Raw genomic sequence first — 19,369 nt, 5'->3', positions numbered from 1 at the left:
CGATCTCCCGGCCCACCTTCAGCTTGGAATCATCCACCACCTCAATGGCGTTGACCAGGGAGGCGTACGGATAATCCAGCATGGCCGCCAGCATCCCCCCTACCTGGGCCGCGCCCTCGTCGGCCTGGGCTCCGGTCAGGATCAGGTCGTAACCGCCCTTTTCCACAACCCCTTTGAGTATCTTGGCCACACCCTTCCCGTCCGAGCCGGCAAAGGCATCGTCGGACAGCAGAATACCGTTGTCCGCGCCCATGGCCATCTCCCGGCGCAGGACCTCTTCCGAGTCCTCGTCGCCAACCGTGACCACGGTCACGCTGCCCCCCAGCTTGTCTCGTAACTGGATGGCCTCTTCCACCGCGTAGTTGTCCCACTCGTTGACCGAGTAAACCAGATCGTCACGCTCAATGTCGTTCCCGGCCGCGTTGATCTCGATCTCGTTCTCGGCCGTGTCCGGTACTCGCTTTACACAGACCAGAATGTTCATACGTCCTCCTGGCTTGGTTCATTGTATACGCTTTATTGCTCCCAGGCCCTACGTGCTTGCTTCTCCTGACCGCTTCATGGGGCTCTGCACTGGTAGCCCAAAAGCTTCTCATCAGGTTTCCACGCAGGGCCCGGGAACCATACAGTCAAACATGAGAACAGAAGAGGGCGAATGATTATTCGCCCCTACTGCCCACTCGCCAGTCTTCTTGCAGAATCAGACTGGCGGCTTCTTGCAAAGAACAGATAACTGATAACCAATAACAGGCCGCCAGAGGCGGAGCTGTCAACAACCTAGCAGTCTCTATTTCCCGCCGAAGCTGTCTTCCGAGATCTCGACCACTGCCCCGCCCAGCTTCTGAATGGACTTCATCTTGCCCATGGTGGTGGGCAGCACGTTTTCCACAAAGTACTGGCAGGACTTGATCTGGCCTTCGTAGAAGGGCGCATCCTTCTTCTTGGCCTTGTCCAGCTTCTGGGCGGCAACATTGGCTCTCCACAGAAGCATCCAGGCCATGGCCACGTCGCCGCTGACCTCCATGAAGGAGTAGGCATGGGAAAATGCCTGCAGCACTTCTTCGGACATGGCCTTGCCGCCCAGGTGCATGGCCACCTCGCCCAGCTTATTCAGAGCCTTTTCCAGCTCCTCCGCATAGGAGGCAACAGCCTCGATCTCTTTGCCCGCCTTGATGGTCTTCTGCATCTCGGCCATCAGGTCCATAATGGCCTGGCCCTTCTTCAGCCCCAGCTTGCGGCCCAGAAGATCCATGGCCTGAATCCCGTTGGTCCCCTCGTAGATCATGGTGATCCGGCAGTCCCGGAGCAGGAGCTCCTGGGGGTATTCCTTGGTATAGCCGTACCCGCCGTAGACCTGAATCCCGGTATTGCATACGTCCAGGGCCCGGTCGGTGACGTAGCCCTTGCAGATGGGGATGAGCACGTCGATGATGCCCTGGTAGCGGTCCTTTTCCTCTTCGGTTTCGGCCATCTCCTTCATGTCTTCGCAGTAGCCCACATAGTAGATCAGGCTGCGCATGCCTTCCACATAGGACTTCATGGACAGGAGCATGCGCCGAACGTCCGGATGCTGGATGATGGGCACTGCTGAAGCGCTCTTGTCCATCATGTTCAGCAGATGCCGGCCCTGAACCCGCTCCCGGGCATAGTTGACCGCGTTCAGGTAGGAGGCGCTGGCGCAGGCCAGGCCCTGCATGCCCACCAGGAGCCGGGCCTCGTTCATCATCAGGAACATCTCCCGCATGCCCTTGTTCTCCTGGCCCAGGAGCAGGCCGCGGCACTTGCCCTTGCTGCCCAGGGCCAAGGTGCAGGTGGAGCTGCCGTGGATGCCCATCTTCTCCTCGATCCCGGTGCAGACCACGTCATTGAACTCGCCTAAACTGCCGTCCTCGTGCACCCAGTACTTGGGCACGATGAACAGGGAAATCCCGGATGTTCCGGCTGGAGCGCCCTCAACCCGGGCCAGGACCGGATGAATAATATTCTCGGTCATGTTGTGCTCTCCGCCGGAGATGAAGATCTTGGTCCCGGAGATGGAGTACGTTCCATCGTCGTTCTTCACTGCTGTGGTGGTCAGGGCGCCCACGTCGGATCCCGCCTCCGACTCGGTGAGCAGCATGGTCCCGGTCCATTCCCCGGTGAACATCTTCTTCAAGAACAGCTTCTTCTGCTCTTCGGTCCCGAAGGCCTCGACGAGCTTGCCCGCGCCGTGGGTCAGTCCGACATACATCTGCAGGGCGTAGTTGGCTCCGACCAGATAATCGGAGACCGCCATGCTCACTGTGCGGGGCATGCCCTGTCCGCCCCACTCCGGATCCTCGGTCACAGCGGTCCACTCTCCGTCCCGCAGGAGCTGATACACACGGTGAAACTCTTCCGGGACCGTGACCGACCCGTCCTTTTCCAGGACCACGCCCTTTTCGTCCCCTATCTTGTGGGTGGGCAGGATCTCCTTGATGGCCAGGTTCCTGGCCTCATTCACGATCAGATCGATGGTCTTTTTGTTGAACTCGGCGAACTTGTCGTAGGAGCTGATCTGCCCCACGTCCAAAAGTTCATGCAGGACAAAATCGACATCGCGGCGGTCTGCAATCTGTTGAGCCATGAGAGTCTCCTTAAAATTTTATACGGTTGTCATTGGGTTATGTCGTTTATGTTGCAAAAATGAGCCTGGTTCTTGTGGAAGACGCGGCTACCCTCAACCCCTGTCCATGTTTGGTCCCATTCACGGATCTGCCTTCTGTCCTCCCCCTCCGCCTTCTAACCTCTGTCCTCCGACCTCTGACCTCTGATCTCTGACTTCTGATCTCTGTCTTCCGTCTTCTGTCATCTGTCTTCCGTCTCTCCGATTCCCTGGACAAAAAGCTCGACCAGCGAGCCGGCCGTGGAGGTCAGGGAATAGGTCCGGCTGGAATACAGCCAGGAGGTGATCACCTCGTCGATAGCCCCGATGATCAGCTGCTTGACCAGGGGGACGGAAAGATTTTTCCGGATCACCCCTTCCTGCTGCCCCTGGCTGATGATCTCGGAGACCAGTCCGAAGTACATGTCCGACATCTCCTTGACCTTGGCGTCAGAGACCTTGCGCCGGACTTTGGTCTCGGTCTGATAGACCACCGCCATCTCCCGGTTCTGCTCAAACTCATAGAGGTGGCGATGAATGAGCTTTTCCAGCTTCTCCAAGGCATTGTCCGCCAGGCCGACCTCTTCCTTGAACCGGTCGAACACCAGGGCCGTCTTGTAGCTGAAAAAATTTTCCAGGATATCGTCTTTGTTCTTGAAATACAGATAGATGGTTCCGTCCGCGACCCCGGCTTCCTTGGCTATTTGCGAAACAGTGGAATTGTGATATCCACTGCGGGCGAAGACCCGGATGGCCGCTTCCAGAATGGTCTGATACTTATTGCTTTTTTTGGAATTTGAATTTGACGTTGACATTCGCGGTCCATCTTTTAAAGTGCTTACAGCGCAATGAATGAACATTCATTCAGAAATGAAGTAGCAACATCCATACGGGTTGTCAAGCCAGAGTGGCGGATGATTTTCCCCGCTCTTCGACACAGAAAGTGGAATTGCATACATAAGAGTTTGCCATCTCTTCTGTGTGCCGTAAGCGACAGGCCCGCACATTTTCTTGGTCCCGCCAAAAGGGGGAAACCAGGCACTCACATGCATGATATGCTCAGTCCATCTGAAAGCAATGTCCATCATGTGAGTGCCTGGAGGGGGCAGGGATCCCCCTTTGGCGGGGCTTAGAAAATACCGGGCCGAAAGTGGGCACACAGAAGAGGTGGCAAACTCCAAAAATCCACAGGCTACGTCGAAGAATCATTTTCCCGCCCATCTCTTCGCAACCCGTATAGTCCACCTTCAACACCCTGTGAGGCTCAGTCTTATGCCCCTGTCCACCCGTGCCCTTTTCCGGGCTCCGCTCCAGCCGGAACCGAAGAGCAGAAGCCAAGCCGTCCCGGCTGGCAGGCGACAGCCCGAGTCCCCGCCCCACAGCCGCCCCTTGCGCATAGCCCTGCTCGGCTACCGCAGCAATCCCTATTGCGGCGGGCAGGGGATATACATCCGCTACCTGAGTCAGGCCCTGGCCCGGCTGGGACACACTGTGGACGTAATTTCCGGGGAGCCCTACCCGGAGCTTCCCCCGGAAGTAAACCTCATCCCCTTGCCCGGGATGAACCTGTACAGCTATGCCAAGCCCACCCAGGGACTCAAGGACCGTGGTCTGCACTCGATGACCGATGTCCTGGAGTACGCCAGCTTCATCAGCGGCGGATTTCCCGAGCCCTACGCCTTTACCCGCAGGCTGGCCGCCTTTTTTCAGGATCAGCGCCCAGACTACGACATCATTCACGACAACCAGAGCCTGGGCAGCGGGCTGCTCAGCCTTCTCCGGGCCGGCCGGGCCGTGGTTTCCACGATCCATCATCCGATCACCAGGGACATGAACCTGGCCCTGGCCAATGAGCCGGAGTGGGGCATGCGCCTGCTTATCCGCCGCTGGCACCGTTTTCTGGCCATGCAGAAACGGGTTGCCCCCAGATTGAGCCGGATCATCACCGTCTCCGAGCAGTCCAAAAGGGATCTCATCCAGGATTTCCGGCTGCAAGCTAAGGACATCTCCGTTGTTTTAAACGGCGTGGATACCGATACCTTCGCACCTCGGCCGGACATCCGGCGTATCCCCCGCCGGATCATGGCCACCGCCAGCGCAGACGTGCCCTTGAAGGGCCTCATCCACCTTCTGCAGGCCGTGTCCGGACTCATAACCGATTATCCGGACCTGGAGCTCGTGGTCCTGGGCCGGCCCAAGGCCAACGGTCCAACGGCCAGACTGCTGAACCGGTCCGGACTGCACGGCCATGTGCGCTTTATCCACGGCCTGAGTACAGACGAGCTGGTCCAGGAATACGCCAGAGCCAGCTTGGCCGTGGTTCCGTCCCTGTACGAGGGGTTCGGTCTGCCGGCAGCAGAAGCCATGGCCTGCGGGGTGCCGGTTGTGGCCACAGACGCCGGCGGCCTTCCGGAAGTGGTGGGCAACGCCGGATGCATTGTCCCGCCGGCGGACGCCACGGTCCTGGCCGCTGTCATCAGATCCCTTTTCAACAATCCGGAAAGTCTGGAAAGTCTGGGCCGGGCCGGACGGCAGCGGATGCTTTCAAGATTTACTTGGAGGCGGGCTGCGGAGGAGACAATCGGTGTGTACCGGCAAGTGCTCGAAGAATTGGGGAGTTGAGAGATTTATCGTTCCCATGCTCTGCGTGGGAACGGGAACCGGACCCTCCTGGGTCCATATAGACGGCAAACTGCAAAAATCCACAGGCTACGTCGAAGAACCGAATCTATGATGTTCTATGTGTATATGTTTGATCAATCAGGCAAATTTGGCCCCATATGCTGACAATTCGCCCTGAGTACTTAGGCCTCAAGCCCGGCCAGCTGGTGGTTGATCTCGGCTGCGGACACGGACGGCATGTGCAGGCCCTGGCCTGGGAACATCCGGTCCGCATTCTGGGGCTGGACCTGGACCCGGATTCCGCAGCCGCCAGCCGCAAGGGTTTGCACGAACTGCTTCCGGCGGACGATCCCCGCTGCTCCCGGTGCCTTCTGGCCGCCGGAGACTGCCTGGACATTCCTCTGCCGGACAACAGCGCCGACCATCTCATCTGCTCCGAGGTCCTGGAGCATCTCTGCGACTACAACCGGGCGGTGCAGGAAATCCGCCGGGTGCTCAAGCCCGGCGGCACTCTAGCGGTCAGCGTGCCCCGGTTCTGGCCGGAACGGGTCTGCTGGGCCTTAAGCCGGGATTACCAGCACGAGCCGGGCGGACATGTGCGCATCTTCCAGGCCTCCTCGCTGCGCCTGGAGATCCAGCGCCTGGGGTTTCGCTTCCGGCGCTCCCATCACGCCCATGCCCTGCACGCACCCTACTGGTGGCTCAAGTGCCTGCACTGGTCCAGGCGGGAGGACTGGCCGCCGGTAAGGCTCTACCACCGCCTGCTGGTCTGGGACATGCTGGACAGGCCCTGGTTGACCCGGAGCCTGGAACGAGTGCTCAATCCGGTCATGGGCAAGAGCGTGGTCATGTATTTTACAGCCTATGAGAATCGCTAACTGAAAGGCAGCCCCCAGTGACGACTCTGTTTCTTCCTGTCGGACAGCTCTCCAGGCAGACCATCCTGCATACAGCCCGCTGCATTGCAGATACCCAGCTCCCGTCCGGAGCCATCCCCTGGTTCGATGGACATCTCCTGGATCCCTGGGATCACGTGGAGGCAGCCATGGGCCTGTCCATCGCCGGTTTCCAGGTCCAGGCCGCAAAGGCCTACCGCTACCTGGCCCGGATCCAGGAGGCGGACGGCGGGTTCTGGCCCGCCTATGCCGACACCGTCCCCCTGGACAGGACCCGCAAGGAAACCCATCACAGCGCCTATTTGGCCACCGGCGTGTGGCATCATTACCTGATCACCGCTGACCGCATGTTCCTGGAAGAGATGTGGCCCCATGCCGGGGCCGGGCTGGATTTTGCCTGCGAACGGCAAACCCCGCACGGGGAAATCGCCTGGACCGTGAATGATCGCGGCCATGCCTATCCGGACGCATTAGTCACCGGATGCAGCTCCATCTACAAGAGCCTGGAGTGCGGATGCCAAATCAGTCAGGAACTGGGGGACGAACGTGCAGACTGGATCCCGGTGCGCAGGAATCTGGGCCGGGCAATCAGGAACTCGCCCCACCGCTTCGATCGGACCTGGGCAAGCAAGGCCCGGTATTCCATGGACTGGTTCTATCCCGTGCTCTGCGGGGTTATCACCGGTCCCCGGGCCAGTCGCCGGTTGCTGGAGCGCTGGGAAGAGTTTGTCCTCCCCGGCCTGGGCTGCCGGTGCGTGAGCGATGAGCCCTGGTTCACCGTGGCCGAGACCTGCGAGCTGATCATGGCCCTGACAGCCGCAGGGCACAGAGGGAAAGCGGCTTCTCTGTTTGCCGACCTGCACCGGGCCAGGCACAGGGACGGGTCATTCTGGACCGGATACCAGAGCGAGCTGGACATTTTCTGGCCCCGAGAACGGCCCACGTGGACGGCCGGGGCCGTTCTCCTGGCGGCCGACGCCCTGGCCGGACTCACTCCGGCGGCACACCTCTTCACATCAGCCGCTCCCTGCAGGGCCTTGATCCCTGAGGCTAGGGAAGTCTTCGCCGCAGACAGCCCAGGGTAGTGACCATGGGCAGCTCTTCAAACAGGCCGGAAGCCAGGGCCAGCTTGTAGATCTCGTACGGGGCCTGCCCGCCCTGCTCCGGATCGGGAAAGATGTCGTGGACGGCCAATATACCCCCGGGCCGGATCCATGATGCCCAGGACCGGTAATCGGTCAGCGCGCTTTCCAGGCTGTGCCCCCCGTCGATGAACACCAGGGACACCGGGGTAGCCCAGGCCTTTGCCGTCAATGCGGAAGGGGCGACTACCGGCACTACTGTCTCTTCCAGCCCTCCCAGGCGCAGGGTCCGCTGGAATGCGGGGAAGGAGTTTATGGTCCCCAATTGGGGATCGTACAGATCCCGGTCGTGGTATTCTTCACCGGGCTGATGCTCTTCCGATCCCTTATGGTGGTCGATGGAAAAGAGGACGCCACCGGATTCTCGGGCCCCGGTCCCCAGATACAGGGTGGACAGCCCGCAGTAGCTGCCGATTTCCAGACAGGGGCCGTGCGGTGCGCACTCCCGGCCAAGAGCAAACAGGGCCTCGGCCTCCTCCCGGGCCAGAAAGCCCTTGATCTGTTCGGCGACTGCATGCAAATGGTCAAGCGGCATGATTGTTCCTGTAGGGGCTATAAAAAACTGCTCACCAGTCACTTTGTCACTGCCTGCAGAAACTCCACAATCCGGGCGAATCCCTGATCAAAGATCTCCCGGTTGGACCTGGGACCGCGCGACGCCCGCAGGATGGCCGAAGGATGGATAAGAGGAATCGTGTTCTTTTTGAACACCTGGCCGGAATTGGCCGTGATCCGGCCGGAAATATTGCAGACCTGCATGGCCTTGGCCCCCAGAGGCACGTACAGCCGGGCCGGGAAGCGGGCAATGATCCCTCTGAGCATGGGCAGACAGTGCTCCAGGACCTGATCCGGTTCCGGAATGGCTGCTTCGTTCTGGGTATGACAGAGGATGAAGTTGGATATCAGCCAGGTACTCCCCGCAGGAAGATCCTGCATCCGCTCGCGCAGCTCCCGCCCGGCCGGACCGACAAAGGGCCGGTCCTGTTTGACCTCCTCCCGTCCGGGATTTAACCCCAAAAAGGCCACATCCACCGGTCCCAGAGCGTCCCGGTTGGTGTCCAGGACCACGGTCGGAGCCCCGAACAGGGGACAGGACCGGCATTCAGGCCTGGCTTGGACCGTATCTTTGACCAGGGATATAAAGTCAGCCACACTGAAGGACTGGTTCCCGTCCGGTCCGGAAAACGATTCCGCTCCCCTCTTTTGATCAGTTTCCGCTCCCACCCCAATCTCCTGACTATTTGCGTGTAAACAAAACAGGCTCTTCGACACAGAAAGTGGAATAGCCTACATAAAAGTTTGCCATCTCTTCTGTGTGCCGTGAGCAGCAGGCCCGCACATTTTCTTGGTCACGCCAAAAGGGGGAGACCCGGCACTCACGTGCATGATAAGCTTTCGTCACACAGAAAGCAGTGATCTGCATGATCAAATCCTAGCCCAAGGGCTTGGTGATGACAATAAAAATACCCCCACGCACTGCGTGGGGGCATTTTTATCATAATCTCTTTCCACAGAAAAATGATTACACTTTCTCAAAGATCCCGGCTGCGCCCATGCCCCCGCCGATGCACATGGACACGATGCCGTAGCGGACATCCTGCCGATGCATCTCGTGGAGCAAAGTGGTGGTCAGCTTGGCCCCGGTGCATCCCAGGGGATGGCCCAGGGCGATGGCCCCGCCGTTCACATTGGCGATGGACTGATCGATGCCCACCTTGCGCATGCAGTACAGGGCCTGGGAGGCAAAGGCCTCATTCAGCTCGAACAATCCGATGTCGTCCAGGGACATCTTGGCTTTGTCCAGGACCCCGGGGATGGCCTCAGAGGGACCGATGCCCATGAGCTCCGGCGGAACGCCCTTCACGTCGTAGGCCACGAATCTGGCCATTGGATCCTGGCCCAGCTTTTTCAGAAAGTCCTCGGAGACCACCAGGGTCACGGCCGCGCCGTCGGTCATCTGGGACGAATTCCCTGCGGTCACCGACCCACCGGCCTTGAACGGGGACTTGAGCTTGGCCATCTTCTCCATGGTGGTCCGGCGCGGACCATCGTCGATATCCACCACTTCGGTATCCTTGACCAGCTGATCCTTGACCACCTTGGTCCGCTCCACCTCAACCGGGACGATCTCCTCCGCAAATTTCCCGGCCTCTATAGCCTGCAGAGCCCGCTCGTTGCTCTGCAGCCCAAAGGTGTCCTGGTCCTCCCGGGAAACATTGAACTGCTCTGCCACCTTTTCGGCCGTGATGCCCATGGAGGCGTAAGCCTGGGGCCAGTTGGAGATCAGATCCGGATTGGCGCTGAACTTGTTTCCGCCCATGGGGACCATGGTCATGGACTCCGTGCCTCCGGCCACGATGCAGTCGGCAAATCCAGCCATGACCCGTTCCGCGGCCATGGATATGGACTGCAGGCCGGAGGAGCAGAACCGGTTCACGGTCTGTCCGGGGACCGTATACGGCAATCCGGCGTTCAGGGCCACCATGCGGCCCACATTCATGCCCTGCTCCGCCTCCGGAAAAGAACAGCCCAGGATAACGTCTTCGATCTTTTCCGGATCGACCTTGGTTTTCTCCAGCAGACCCTTCAAGGCCACCGTGGCCAGGTGATCGGGCCGGACGTTGGTGAATTTTCCCCGCTTGGCCTTGCATCCGGGGGTCCGTACAGCCTTGAGTATATAGGCGTTCGCCATGATTATCTCCTTGAAGTAGAATTTGTAAAATTTTGATCAGTCTTCTGCTCAAAATTTTAATTTCTCAACGGCTTGTTGGTCTTCAGCATGTGGTTGATCCGATCCACGGTCTTCTGGTTGCGGCAGAGCTGGACAAATGCGGCCCGCTCGATATCCAGGACGTACTGCTCCGTGACCGGGGTCCCGGCATCCACATCACCGCCGGTGATCACGTCGGCCACCACACCGCCCATCTCGTATTCGTACTCGGTGATGAAGCTGCCTTCCTTCATATTCCACAGCTGGGACTTGACGCTGGCGGCCACACTGCGGCCCGGAGCCTTGATCACCGCCGGCTTGCGCGGTCTATAGTTCTTGGCCAGGCTGAGGACCTTCTGCTTGGCGTCCCCGATCAGGCTGTCGATATCCATGGTCACGGCATCTGCAGGGGTCATATAGCCCAGCCCATAGGCTTCGTCCGCCCCCATGCTCACCTTGGCCATGGCGATGTTCTCGAAGTACTTGAAGATCAAGGGCTGAACATCCAGACCGAAACGCTCGGCAGCCTGAACGGCCCGGACGCAAAGCTCCTTGGTCCCCCCGCCTGCGGGCAGAAGGCCGACGCCCATTTCCACCAAGCCCATATACGTTTCCACATGGGCATTGATCGCATCCGAATGCAGGCAGAACTCGCATCCCCCGCCCAGGGCCATCTGAAATGGAGCGGCCACCACCGGGACATGGGCATATTTCAAGGCCATGCTTGCATCCTGGAACTTTTTGACCGTGGCCTCCAGCTCGTCGAACTTGTTTTCGGCAATCCCCACGGCCAGCATGAACAGATTGGCTCCTACTGAGAAGCGCTCACCCTGGTTGCCCAGGACAATGCCCGCGCCCTCGTTCTCCGCCCGCTGCACGCAGGTGAAGACCATATCCAGCATGTCGTCGCTGATGGAGTTCTGGGGGGAATGGAATTCAAGGCAGTAGACCCCCTCGCCAATATCCACAATGGAGGCGTTGTCGCAGGTTTCGACCACGCCCTTGGAGGACTTGACCAAAGAGAGCTCAATCTGATCCTCGGTGACCGGGACCTTTTTGTAGTCTTTGCTCTGCAGGTCGAAGTAATAGCGGATCCCGTTTTCAATTTTATAAAAGGATGGAACAGCATCCAGGCCGTCCGGAATAGCGACCCCGTCCTTTGCCGCCCGCTGCACGAAATCCTGGATCCCGATGGCGTCGAACATCTCGAATGGGCCGAGCTCCCAGTTAAAGCCCCACTTCATGGCGTTGTCTATGTTCACCACGTCGTCGGCGATCTCCGGGATACGCTTGAAGGAGTACAGCAGGGTGTCCCGCAGGCTGCGCCAGGCGAACTCCGCGGCCTGGTCATCTCCGCCGATGACCGCCTTGAGCTGCTCTCCAGTGGTCTTGGCCATCTTGGCGAACTTGATGGACTCGAACTTCGGCTTCTGGGAGGGCTTGTATTCTCCGGCTTCATAGTCCCAGTACAGGATCTGGGTCCCTTCCGAGGTCTTTTCCTTCTTGTAGAAGCCCTGCTTGGTCTTGTTCCCCAGCTGCTTGTTCTCCACCATCTTTTGGACCCAGTCCGGAAGCTTGAACACCTCCCGCTCCTCGTCGTCGACCAGGGCGTCATAGGAGTTGTTGCCCACGTGAACCAGGGTGTCGATCCCCACCAGGTCGGCGGTGCGAAAGGCCGCTGACTTGGGCCTGGCCGTGGCCTTTCCGGCCACTGCGTCCACTTCCTCCACGCTCATGCCCATATCCATCATATGATGGATAGACTTGAAGATGGCGTACACCCCGATCCGGTTGCCGATAAAGTTGGGAGTATCCTTGGCAAACACAATCCCCTTGCCCAAACGCCTGGTGATGAAGTCGGCCATGTACTCCACCTGGGCCGGATCGGCCTCTTTGCAGCCGACCACTTCCATGAGCCGCATGTACCTGGGCGGATTGAAGAAATGGGTGACCATGAAGTTCTTGCGCACCTTCTGGGGCAGGGCAGAGGCCATTTCATTCACCGACAGCCCGCTGGTATTGGTGGACAGGATTGCTCCCTCGCGCATGTTCGGGCCCACGGTTTCGGAAAACACCTTCTTCTTGATGTCCATGTTTTCCACAATGACCTCGATCACCCAGTCGCATTCCTGCAGCCGTCCGGCATGATCCGCAAAATTGCCGACTTCCACCCGCTGGGCGTACTCCTTGAGCAAGAACGGGGCCGGTTTCATCTTCAGCAGGTCGTTCAGGCCGTTCTGGGCAATCCGGTTCCTGACCGGTGGACTTTCCAGGGTCAGGCCCTTGTTTTTTTCCTCCTCACTTAACTCCCTGGGCACTATGTCCAGGAGAAGAACATCCAGTCCGGCATTGGCCAGATGGGCGGCAATGGTCGCTCCCATCACTCCGGCCCCCAAGACACCGACTTTCTTGATACAGGTCATCGCATCCTCCAAAGGTTTTGCTCAGGACGTGTGTAACTGAACGGTTGGTAAGCACTGTTATCCCGCCCGGCTGTCCCTGCCGGGCGGGATAACATCACAGGCCTTATTTATGAATGAATATTCATTCATGTCCTAGCAACTTCACATCCAGGTGTCAAGACGATCGTCACAGCCCGCTAGCCGCTCCGCGATTTCGGCCCTTCGGCACAGAAAGTGGAATTGCATCTATAAGAGTTTGCCGTCTCTTCTGTGTGCCGTAAGCGGCAGGCCCGCACATTTCCTTGGTCCCGCCACCCGGCACTCACGTGTATGATAGGCTTTCGTATGAAAAACTGTTATGAGTTAATAGTTGGGATAATCCAAATCGAAATCGGGATCGCTATCGAAATCGAAAGAACATGTCATTCCGTGCAGCAGGAACCCTCAGTTTATGGATATCGATCCCGATCCCGATAGCGATTACGAAACCGAAGAAAGAAAAGGCTCTTCGACACAGAAAGCAGTGTCCTGCACGTGAGTGCCGGGAGGGGGCAGGGATCCCTCTTTGGCGGGATTTAGAAAATGCCGGGCCGAAAGTGGGCACACACAAGAGATGGCAAACTCCAAAAATCCACTGGCTACGTTAAAGAGCCGCGATTTCTCTCGTCCCGCTCATGCCGGACATTTGACAAACACGTGCCGGAGGTTTACAAAATACACGTTTACTTTCATCAAAGCGCGCAACGTGCTCTGGCCGTTCGGGGCCGAAAGCCTATTGTAGAGCATTAGTATTTCAAGGAGGACAACATGGCGGAAGCTGCTCTGAGGATTGGAGGTCAGCCCAAACAGACCTCCTTCATGGAAAAAGTCATGGAGGTCTTGCCCGAGGGCGGGAATCTCAATCTGTGCCTCACCTGCGGGGCCTGCTCGTCCGGCTGCCCGGCTACCGGACTGGAAGACATGGATCCGCGCAAGTTCCTGCGCATGGCGGCCCTGGGCCTGGACGAAGTGACCAAGTCCGGCTGGGTCTGGTGCTGCACCCAATGCCGTCGCTGCGTTCACGCCTGCCCCATGAATATCGACATCCCCCGCCTGGTGTACGCCGCCCGGGCTTCCTGGCCCAGAGACGAGCGGCCCAAGGGCATCCGCGGTTCCTGTGACGCGGCCTTGAACACCGAAGGGGCCAGCGCCATGGGCGCCTCGTCCGACGACTTTAAGTTCGTGGTCGAAGACGTCCTGGAGGAGGTCCGCGAGGACCAGCCTCAGTTCAAGGACATGCAGGTCCCGATCAACAAGGAAGGGGCCACCTACTTTCTGAACCAGAACTCCAGAGAGCCGGTGACCGAACCGGATGAAATGGTCCCCTTGTGGAAGATCCTGCACACGGCCGGCTGCGACTGGACATACGGCACCATCGGATGGGCTGCGGAAAACTACTGCATGTTCCTGTCCGACGATGAGGCCTGGGAGAAAATCGTCCGGGACAAGGCCAAGGCGGTGGACGATCTTGGCTGCAAGTACTGGCTGAACACGGAGTGAGGCCACGAGATGTACGCGGTCCGGGAGGGACTGCGCAAGTTCGATATTCCGCACAACTTTGAGATCGAATCCATCATCAATCTCTACGCCCGCTGGATCCGGGAGGGCAAGCTGCCGGTAAGCTCGGATTGGAACAAGGATATCAAGGCCAAGTTCACGGTTCAGGATCCGTGTCAGCTGGTCCGCAAGTCCTTTGGCGATCCCATTGCCGAAGAGCTCAGGTTCGTGGTCAAGTCCGTGGTCGGGGAAGAAAACTTCGTCGACATGCAGCCGAACAGGTCCAACAACTTCTGTTGCGGCGGCGGAGGCGGCTTTCTCCAGGCTACTGGCTACGGTGATCAGCGCCGGCAGTACGGAAAGATCAAATACGACCAGATCATCGCCACCGGTGCCGATTACTGCATCACTCCCTGCCACAACTGCCACTCCCAGATTCATGACCTCAGCGAGCACTTCGGCGCCCATTTTCCCGTGGTCCATCTATGGACCCTCATTGCTCTCTCCTGCGGTTTCCTCGGGGAGAATGAGCGGGAGTATCTGGGCGAAGACCTATGCAACTGCGGTCTGTAAGCAAACCGGAAAGCCGCCCGCCCGGGCGGCTTTTTCAATATCACACCAATGAAGTAGAAAATTGCAACGTAAACAGGCGGCGGCTATGAGCAAGCATGTGGTGATAGTCGGAGCGGTGGCCCTGGGACCGAAGGTGGCCTCCAGACTCATGCGCTGCGCCCCGGACACGAAAATAACCCTCTTGGACCGGGACAGGCTTATCTCCTACGGAGGCTGCGGCATACCCTATTTTGTCGGCGGCGATGTCTCCGAAATCAGCGAATTGCGCAAGACCATGTATCACATGGAGCGCAACGAGTCCTTTTTTAAGAACGTCAAGCATTTTCAGGTCCTGACCGGGCAAGAGGTCGTGTCCATCAACCGAAAGGACAAGTCCGTTGTCTACCGGGACGTGGACAGCGGCCAGGAAGCGTCCATGGACTATGACCAACTGGTCCTGGCCACGGGCACCACTCCGGTCCTGCCCCCTCTGCCCGGTGCGGATCTGCCCGGGGTATTCACAGTCTCCAACCTCCATCACGCCCAGGCCATCAAGAACAAGCTGGCTCAGGGCGAAATCGAGTCCGCGGTTGTGGTCGGCGGGGGGGCCATCGGCCTGGAGATGGCCGAGGCCTTTGCCGACCTGTGGGGGGTGGAGACAACGGTCGTGGAGATGATGGACCACGTCCTGCCCGCTGCCTTGGGGCCGGACACGGCCGGGCTTGTGCACAAGCAGCTGGAAGACAACGACGTCCGGGTGATGTGCAAGACCAAGGTCACTGAGGTGGTCGGCGATGCGGACACCGGGGTGCAGGCCGTTCGGACTTCCGAAGGGGACATCCCCTGTCAGGCCGTGATCTTTAGCGTCGGAGTCCGGCCCAGCACCAAGCTGGCCCAAGATGCCGGCCTGACCATCGGTCCTTTCGGGGGCATTGCGGTCAATGCCCGTCTGCGCACCTCTGATCCTAATATTTACGCCGGGGGGGACTGCATTGAGCAGCGCCACCTGATCAGCGGGGAAAACCTGATCATGCCCCTGGGATCACTGGCCAACCGGCAGGGGCGGGTCATCGCCAACAACATCGCCGGAGGAAACGATCAGTTCCCCGGAGTCATCGGCAACTTCTGCGTCAAGGTGTTTGACATCGGCGTGGCCCGGGCCGGCCTGACCATGGCCCAGGCCGAACAGGCCGGGTTCGATCCGGAGTACGCCCTGGTGGTCCAGCCGGACAGGGCCCACTTTTACCCCACCTCGAACATCATGATCATGAAGCTCATAGCCGACCGATCCACCAGGCAAGTGCTGGGGGTTGAGGCCCTGGGTCCAAATGGGGACGCGGTCAAGGCCAGGGTGGACGCAGTGGGCGCCCTTTTGCCCCACCGGGTGCGCCTGGACGAGATCTCCAATCTGGAAGTATGCTACTCTCCGCCCTTTTCCTTGGCCATGGACATTGTCAATGTGGCCGGCAACGTGCTGCAGAACATCATCGACGGCTACAACCGTCCGATCTTTCCCCAGGAGCTTCTGCGCGTCTTTCCGGAGCAGAAAGGAGTGGTCCTGGACGTTCGGGCCCCGGATCAGGCCCAGCCCGGCCGGGACAAATACGGGGACCGGTGGATGAACATCCCCTTGGAGCAGGTCCCGGACCGGATCTCGGAAGTCCCTGCGGACATTCCGGTCTATGTGTACTGCAACACCGGAACCAGATCCTACGAAGTACAGCGCTTTTTGAATGGACAAGGATTTGACAATGTTCGCGGGGTCCAGGGGTCATATGCAGTGATGCGGGACCTGGATCCGGAGTTTGATCCCCGGAAGGACGGCGAAATTTAGGAAGTGAAGGAGAACCTCATGACGCAAGCGGATACCAAACAGGCCGTTGGCGCGGTCCTTGTTGTCGGCGGCGGGATCACCGGGATGCAGAGCGCCCTCGATCTGGCCGATTCCGGATATCACGTCTACTTGGTGGAGAAGTCCCCGGCCATCGGGGGAACCATGGCCCAGCTGGACAAGACCTTCCCCACCAACGACTGCTCGATGTGAATCATCTCCCCCAAACTGGTCGAGGTCGGCCGGCACGAAAACATCGAGGTTTTGACTCTGTCCGAGGTCCTTTCCCTGGAGGGAGAGGAGGGCGATTTCACGGCAACAGTGAAGTCCGCGCCCAGATACGTGGACATGGACAAGTGCATTGCCTGCGGGCTGTGCGCTGAGAAATGTCCGGCCAAGACCGAGGACGAGTTCGAGGAAGGACTGTCCAGGCGCAAGGCCATCTATCTGCCCTATCCCCAGGCCGTGCCCTTGAAATACGTCATCGACCATGACCGATGCATCTATTTCAAGAAAGGCAAATGCCGGGCCTGTGAAAAATACTGCCCCACAGGGGCCATCAACTTTGAGGACCAGGAAACCACCCGCACCCTGGAGGTCGGTTCGGTTATCCTCAGTGGCGGGATGCAGACCTACGATCCCTCCGGAGTGGACGTTTACGGCTACGACCGATTTCCCAACGTGGTCACCTCCCTGGAGTTCGAACGCATCCTGGCTGCCGGCGGACCGACTGAAGGACACGTAGTCCGGATTAGCGACCGGGAACCGGCCACACGCATCGCCTGGCTGCAATGCATCGGGTCCCGGGATCAAAACCGGACGGCCAACGAGTACTGCTCCGGTGTCTGCTGCATGTACGCCATCAAAGAGGCGGTCATGGCCAAGGAGCACGTGGGCCAGGACTTTCAGCCCTCCATCTTTTTTATGGACATGCGGACCTCGGGCAAGGACTTTGAGAAGTACTACACCAAGGCCCAGGATGAAGGGGTACGCTTCGTCCGTTCCCGGGTGCATACCATCACCCAGGCCGACGAGTCCGGGACCATGCGCCTGTCCTACGCCACTGAAGACGGACGTCTGATTACCGAAGACTTCGATCTGGTGGTCCTCTCCGTGGGCATGGAGGCCGCAGACTCTGCGGTGCAGACCGCCCGGAATCTGGGGGTGGACATCGATCCCTACCGCTTTGTGCAGACTGACGACTTCAACCCGGTGGCAGCATCCAGGCCCGGGGTGTACGTGGCCGGCGTCCTCCAGGGGTGCAAGGACATCCCCCAGAGTGTTATGGAGGCCAGTGCAGCAGCCAGCTGCGCCGGTTCCACCCTGGCCGGGGTCAGGGGAACCCAGGTCACGGAAAAGAGCTTTCCCCAGGAGCGGGACGTGAGCGGGGAAGAGCCCAGGATCGGGGTCTTTGTCTGCAACTGCGGAACGAACATCGGAGGCATCGCAGATGTCCCGGCCATTGCCGAGTACGCCAAGTCCCTGCCCGGCGTGGCTTATGTGGAGGAAAATCAGTTCACCTGCTCTCAAGATACCCAGGAAAAGATGGCCCAGACCATCCGGGACCAGAACCTGAACAGGGTGGTTGTCGCCGCCTGCACCCCCCGGACCCATGAACCACTGTTCCAGGAGACCATCCGCGGCTCGGGGCTGAACTCCTATCTGTTCGAGATGGCCAATATCCGCAATCAATGCACCTGGGTCCATTCCCGGGATCATGCGAGGGCCACGGCCAAAGCCAAGGACATGGTCCGCATGGCGGTGGCCAAGGCCTCCAGGCTGGAACCAATTCCAGACATCGCCGTGGACATCGTCAAGAGCGCCCTGGTCGTCGGCGGCGGACTGGCCGGGATGACCTCGGCGTTGGCCCTGGCCGATCAGGGCTTTCCGGTTACCCTGGTGGAGAAGGAGCAGGAACTGGGCGGTGCGGCTCGTGAGGTAAACCATACCTGGAGGGGCGCGGACGTCGCCCAGGCCCTGTCCAAATACCGGGATAAGATTGCCGAACATCCCCGGATCGAGGTCCTGACCGGTTCACAGATCCAAACCGCCGGTGGGTATGTCGGCAACTTCCAGACCACCATCGCAACCCCCCAGGGGACCAAGGACATCGATCACGGGGTGACGGTCCTGGCCACCGGAGGCAGAGCCGCTGATACTCAGGAATACCTGTACGGACAGTCGGACCGGGTCAGCAAATGGCACGAGCTGGAGAACAAGCAGGAGGCCATCCAGGCCGCAAACTGCGTGGCCTTTATCCAGTGCGTTGGGTCCAGGGACGAGAATCGTCCCTACTGCTCCCATATCTGCTGTTCCAGCTCCCTGAGCCAGGCCATCGCCATTAAGGAGGCCGATCCCGGCAAACAGGTGGTCATCATCTACCGGGACATCCGGACCCCTGGAGAAAAGGAGCTCTTGTATAAAAAGGCCCGTCAGCTGGGGGTTATCTTTATCCGCTACGACCTGGAACACAAGCCCGAGGTCACTGAAACGGACCAGGGGCTGGAGATCGAGGTCTTCGATCCGGTCCTGCAGCAAAAGGTCATAGTCCAGGCCGATCTCCTGAACCTGGCCACGGCCATCGAGCCCCATCCCACCCGGGACCTGGCCTCTGTGCTCAAGCTCCCGGTCAACGACGAGAACTTCTTTATGGAGGCCCATGCCAAGCTGCGGCCGGTTGAGTTCGCCTCGGACGGAATCTTCGTCTGCGGCCTGGCCCACTACCCCAAGGCCATAGAGGAATCCATCGCCCAGGCCCAGGCGGCGTCCTCCCGGGCCATGACCATCCTGGCCAAGAGCCAGGTACAGATCTCTCCGCTCATCTCCCAGATCGACCAATCCAAATGCATCGGCTGCGGGTTGTGCGTGGAGATCTGCCCCTTCGGAGCCATCAAGGCCGAGGAGATTGAAGAGGGCGTCACCCGGGCGGTGAACATTCCGGCATCCTGCAAGGGCTGCGGCCTGTGCGCCGCCAGCTGCCCCCAGCATGCCATCGACATGCTCCACTTCCGGGATGCCCAGATCGAAGCCTCGATTGAGGCGGCAGTTTAACCCC

14 protein-coding genes are annotated in these 19,369 nt (G+C 59.4%); 7 read left to right on the top strand and 7 right to left on the bottom strand.

The features are described 5' to 3' along the window. From N902_RS0108345 to N902_RS0108335, 3 genes are all read right to left on the bottom strand, one after another. Nucleotides 1–484 (bottom strand): electron transfer flavoprotein subunit beta/FixA family protein (locus N902_RS0108345; protein ID WP_027370570.1); only part of this gene is annotated, 484 nt, incomplete at its 3' end. Nucleotides 485–787: 303 nt separating this feature from the next. Continuing rightward, the gene (locus N902_RS0108340; RefSeq protein WP_027370569.1) at nt 788–2,605 is read right to left on the bottom strand and encodes an acyl-CoA dehydrogenase; all 1,818 of its coding nucleotides are present in this window, start codon (nt 2,603–2,605) and stop codon (nt 788–790) included. A 221-nt stretch (nt 2,606–2,826) separates the two neighbouring features. Next, the gene (locus N902_RS0108335; RefSeq protein ID WP_027370568.1) at nt 2,827–3,438 is read right to left on the bottom strand and encodes a TetR/AcrR family transcriptional regulator; all 612 of its coding nucleotides are present in this window, start codon (nt 3,436–3,438) and stop codon (nt 2,827–2,829) included. Between the two features lie 457 nt (nt 3,439–3,895). On the opposite strand from N902_RS0108335, the gene N902_RS17085 reads away from it, so the two are divergent. The 3 genes from N902_RS17085 to N902_RS0108320 all read left to right on the top strand — a co-directional run bounded on the left by N902_RS17085 (nt 3,896) and on the right by N902_RS0108320 (nt 7,226). Then, the gene (locus tag N902_RS17085) at nt 3,896–5,245 is read left to right on the top strand and encodes a glycosyltransferase family 4 protein (protein ID WP_084288063.1); all 1,350 of its coding nucleotides are present in this window, start codon (nt 3,896–3,898) and stop codon (nt 5,243–5,245) included. Between the two features lie 158 nt (nt 5,246–5,403). After that, nucleotides 5,404–6,123: a class I SAM-dependent methyltransferase gene (locus N902_RS0108325; protein ID WP_027370567.1), complete on the top strand. Its 720-nt coding sequence runs from the start codon at nt 5,404–5,406 to the stop codon at nt 6,121–6,123. A 17-nt stretch (nt 6,124–6,140) separates the two neighbouring features. Next, complete coding sequence (locus N902_RS0108320; RefSeq protein ID WP_051564445.1) at nt 6,141–7,226, top strand: prenyltransferase; 1,086 nt, start codon at nt 6,141–6,143, stop codon at nt 7,224–7,226. Here N902_RS0108320 and N902_RS0108315 read toward each other — a convergent pair. The 4 genes from N902_RS0108315 to N902_RS0108300 all read right to left on the bottom strand — a co-directional run bounded on the left by N902_RS0108315 (nt 7,192) and on the right by N902_RS0108300 (nt 12,416). Continuing rightward, nucleotides 7,192–7,818: a class I SAM-dependent methyltransferase gene (locus N902_RS0108315; protein WP_027370565.1), complete on the bottom strand. Its 627-nt coding sequence runs from the start codon at nt 7,816–7,818 to the stop codon at nt 7,192–7,194. The two genes, N902_RS0108320 and N902_RS0108315, sit on opposite strands and share 35 nt — an antisense overlap. Before the next feature lie 38 nt (nt 7,819–7,856). Beyond that, nucleotides 7,857–8,507, bottom strand: a complete 651-nt coding sequence (locus tag N902_RS0108310; protein ID WP_027370564.1) for a uracil-DNA glycosylase family protein — start codon at nt 8,505–8,507, stop codon at nt 7,857–7,859. 298 nt (nt 8,508–8,805) lie between these two features. Further along, the gene (locus N902_RS0108305) at nt 8,806–9,975 is read right to left on the bottom strand and encodes a thiolase family protein (protein WP_027370563.1); all 1,170 of its coding nucleotides are present in this window, start codon (nt 9,973–9,975) and stop codon (nt 8,806–8,808) included. 56 nt (nt 9,976–10,031) lie between these two features. Beyond that, nucleotides 10,032–12,416, bottom strand: a complete 2,385-nt coding sequence (locus tag N902_RS0108300; RefSeq protein ID WP_027370562.1) for a 3-hydroxyacyl-CoA dehydrogenase/enoyl-CoA hydratase family protein — start codon at nt 12,414–12,416, stop codon at nt 10,032–10,034. A gap of 786 nt (nt 12,417–13,202) precedes the next feature. Between N902_RS0108300 and N902_RS19175 the strand changes: the two genes are divergently transcribed. The 4 genes from N902_RS19175 (at nt 13,203) to N902_RS0108275 (ending at nt 19,365) form a co-directional block, all read left to right on the top strand. After that, nucleotides 13,203–14,504: a (Fe-S)-binding protein gene (locus tag N902_RS19175; RefSeq protein WP_084288057.1), complete on the top strand. Its 1,302-nt coding sequence runs from the start codon at nt 13,203–13,205 to the stop codon at nt 14,502–14,504. A gap of 85 nt (nt 14,505–14,589) precedes the next feature. After that, nucleotides 14,590–16,317 (top strand): FAD-dependent oxidoreductase, encoded by a 1,728-nt coding sequence (locus tag N902_RS0108285; protein ID WP_027370559.1) that lies wholly within the window; start codon nt 14,590–14,592, stop codon nt 16,315–16,317. 18 nt (nt 16,318–16,335) lie between these two features. Then, the gene (locus N902_RS20740; RefSeq protein WP_027370558.1) at nt 16,336–16,527 is read left to right on the top strand and encodes an FAD-dependent oxidoreductase; all 192 of its coding nucleotides are present in this window, start codon (nt 16,336–16,338) and stop codon (nt 16,525–16,527) included. 51 nt (nt 16,528–16,578) lie between these two features. Beyond that, nucleotides 16,579–19,365, top strand: coding sequence for an FAD-dependent oxidoreductase (locus N902_RS0108275; protein ID WP_208596292.1), 2,787 nt, complete (start codon nt 16,579–16,581; stop codon nt 19,363–19,365). Nucleotides 19,366–19,369 lie beyond the last annotated feature (4 nt).

It is taken from the genome of Desulfovermiculus halophilus DSM 18834, from assembly GCF_000620765.1.
Taxonomy (GTDB): Bacteria; Desulfobacterota; Desulfovibrionia; order Desulfovibrionales; family Desulfothermaceae; genus Desulfovermiculus; species Desulfovermiculus halophilus.
Note: the sequence above shows the minus strand (reverse complement) of the source record. Positions and strands in the feature narration are given on the sequence as shown.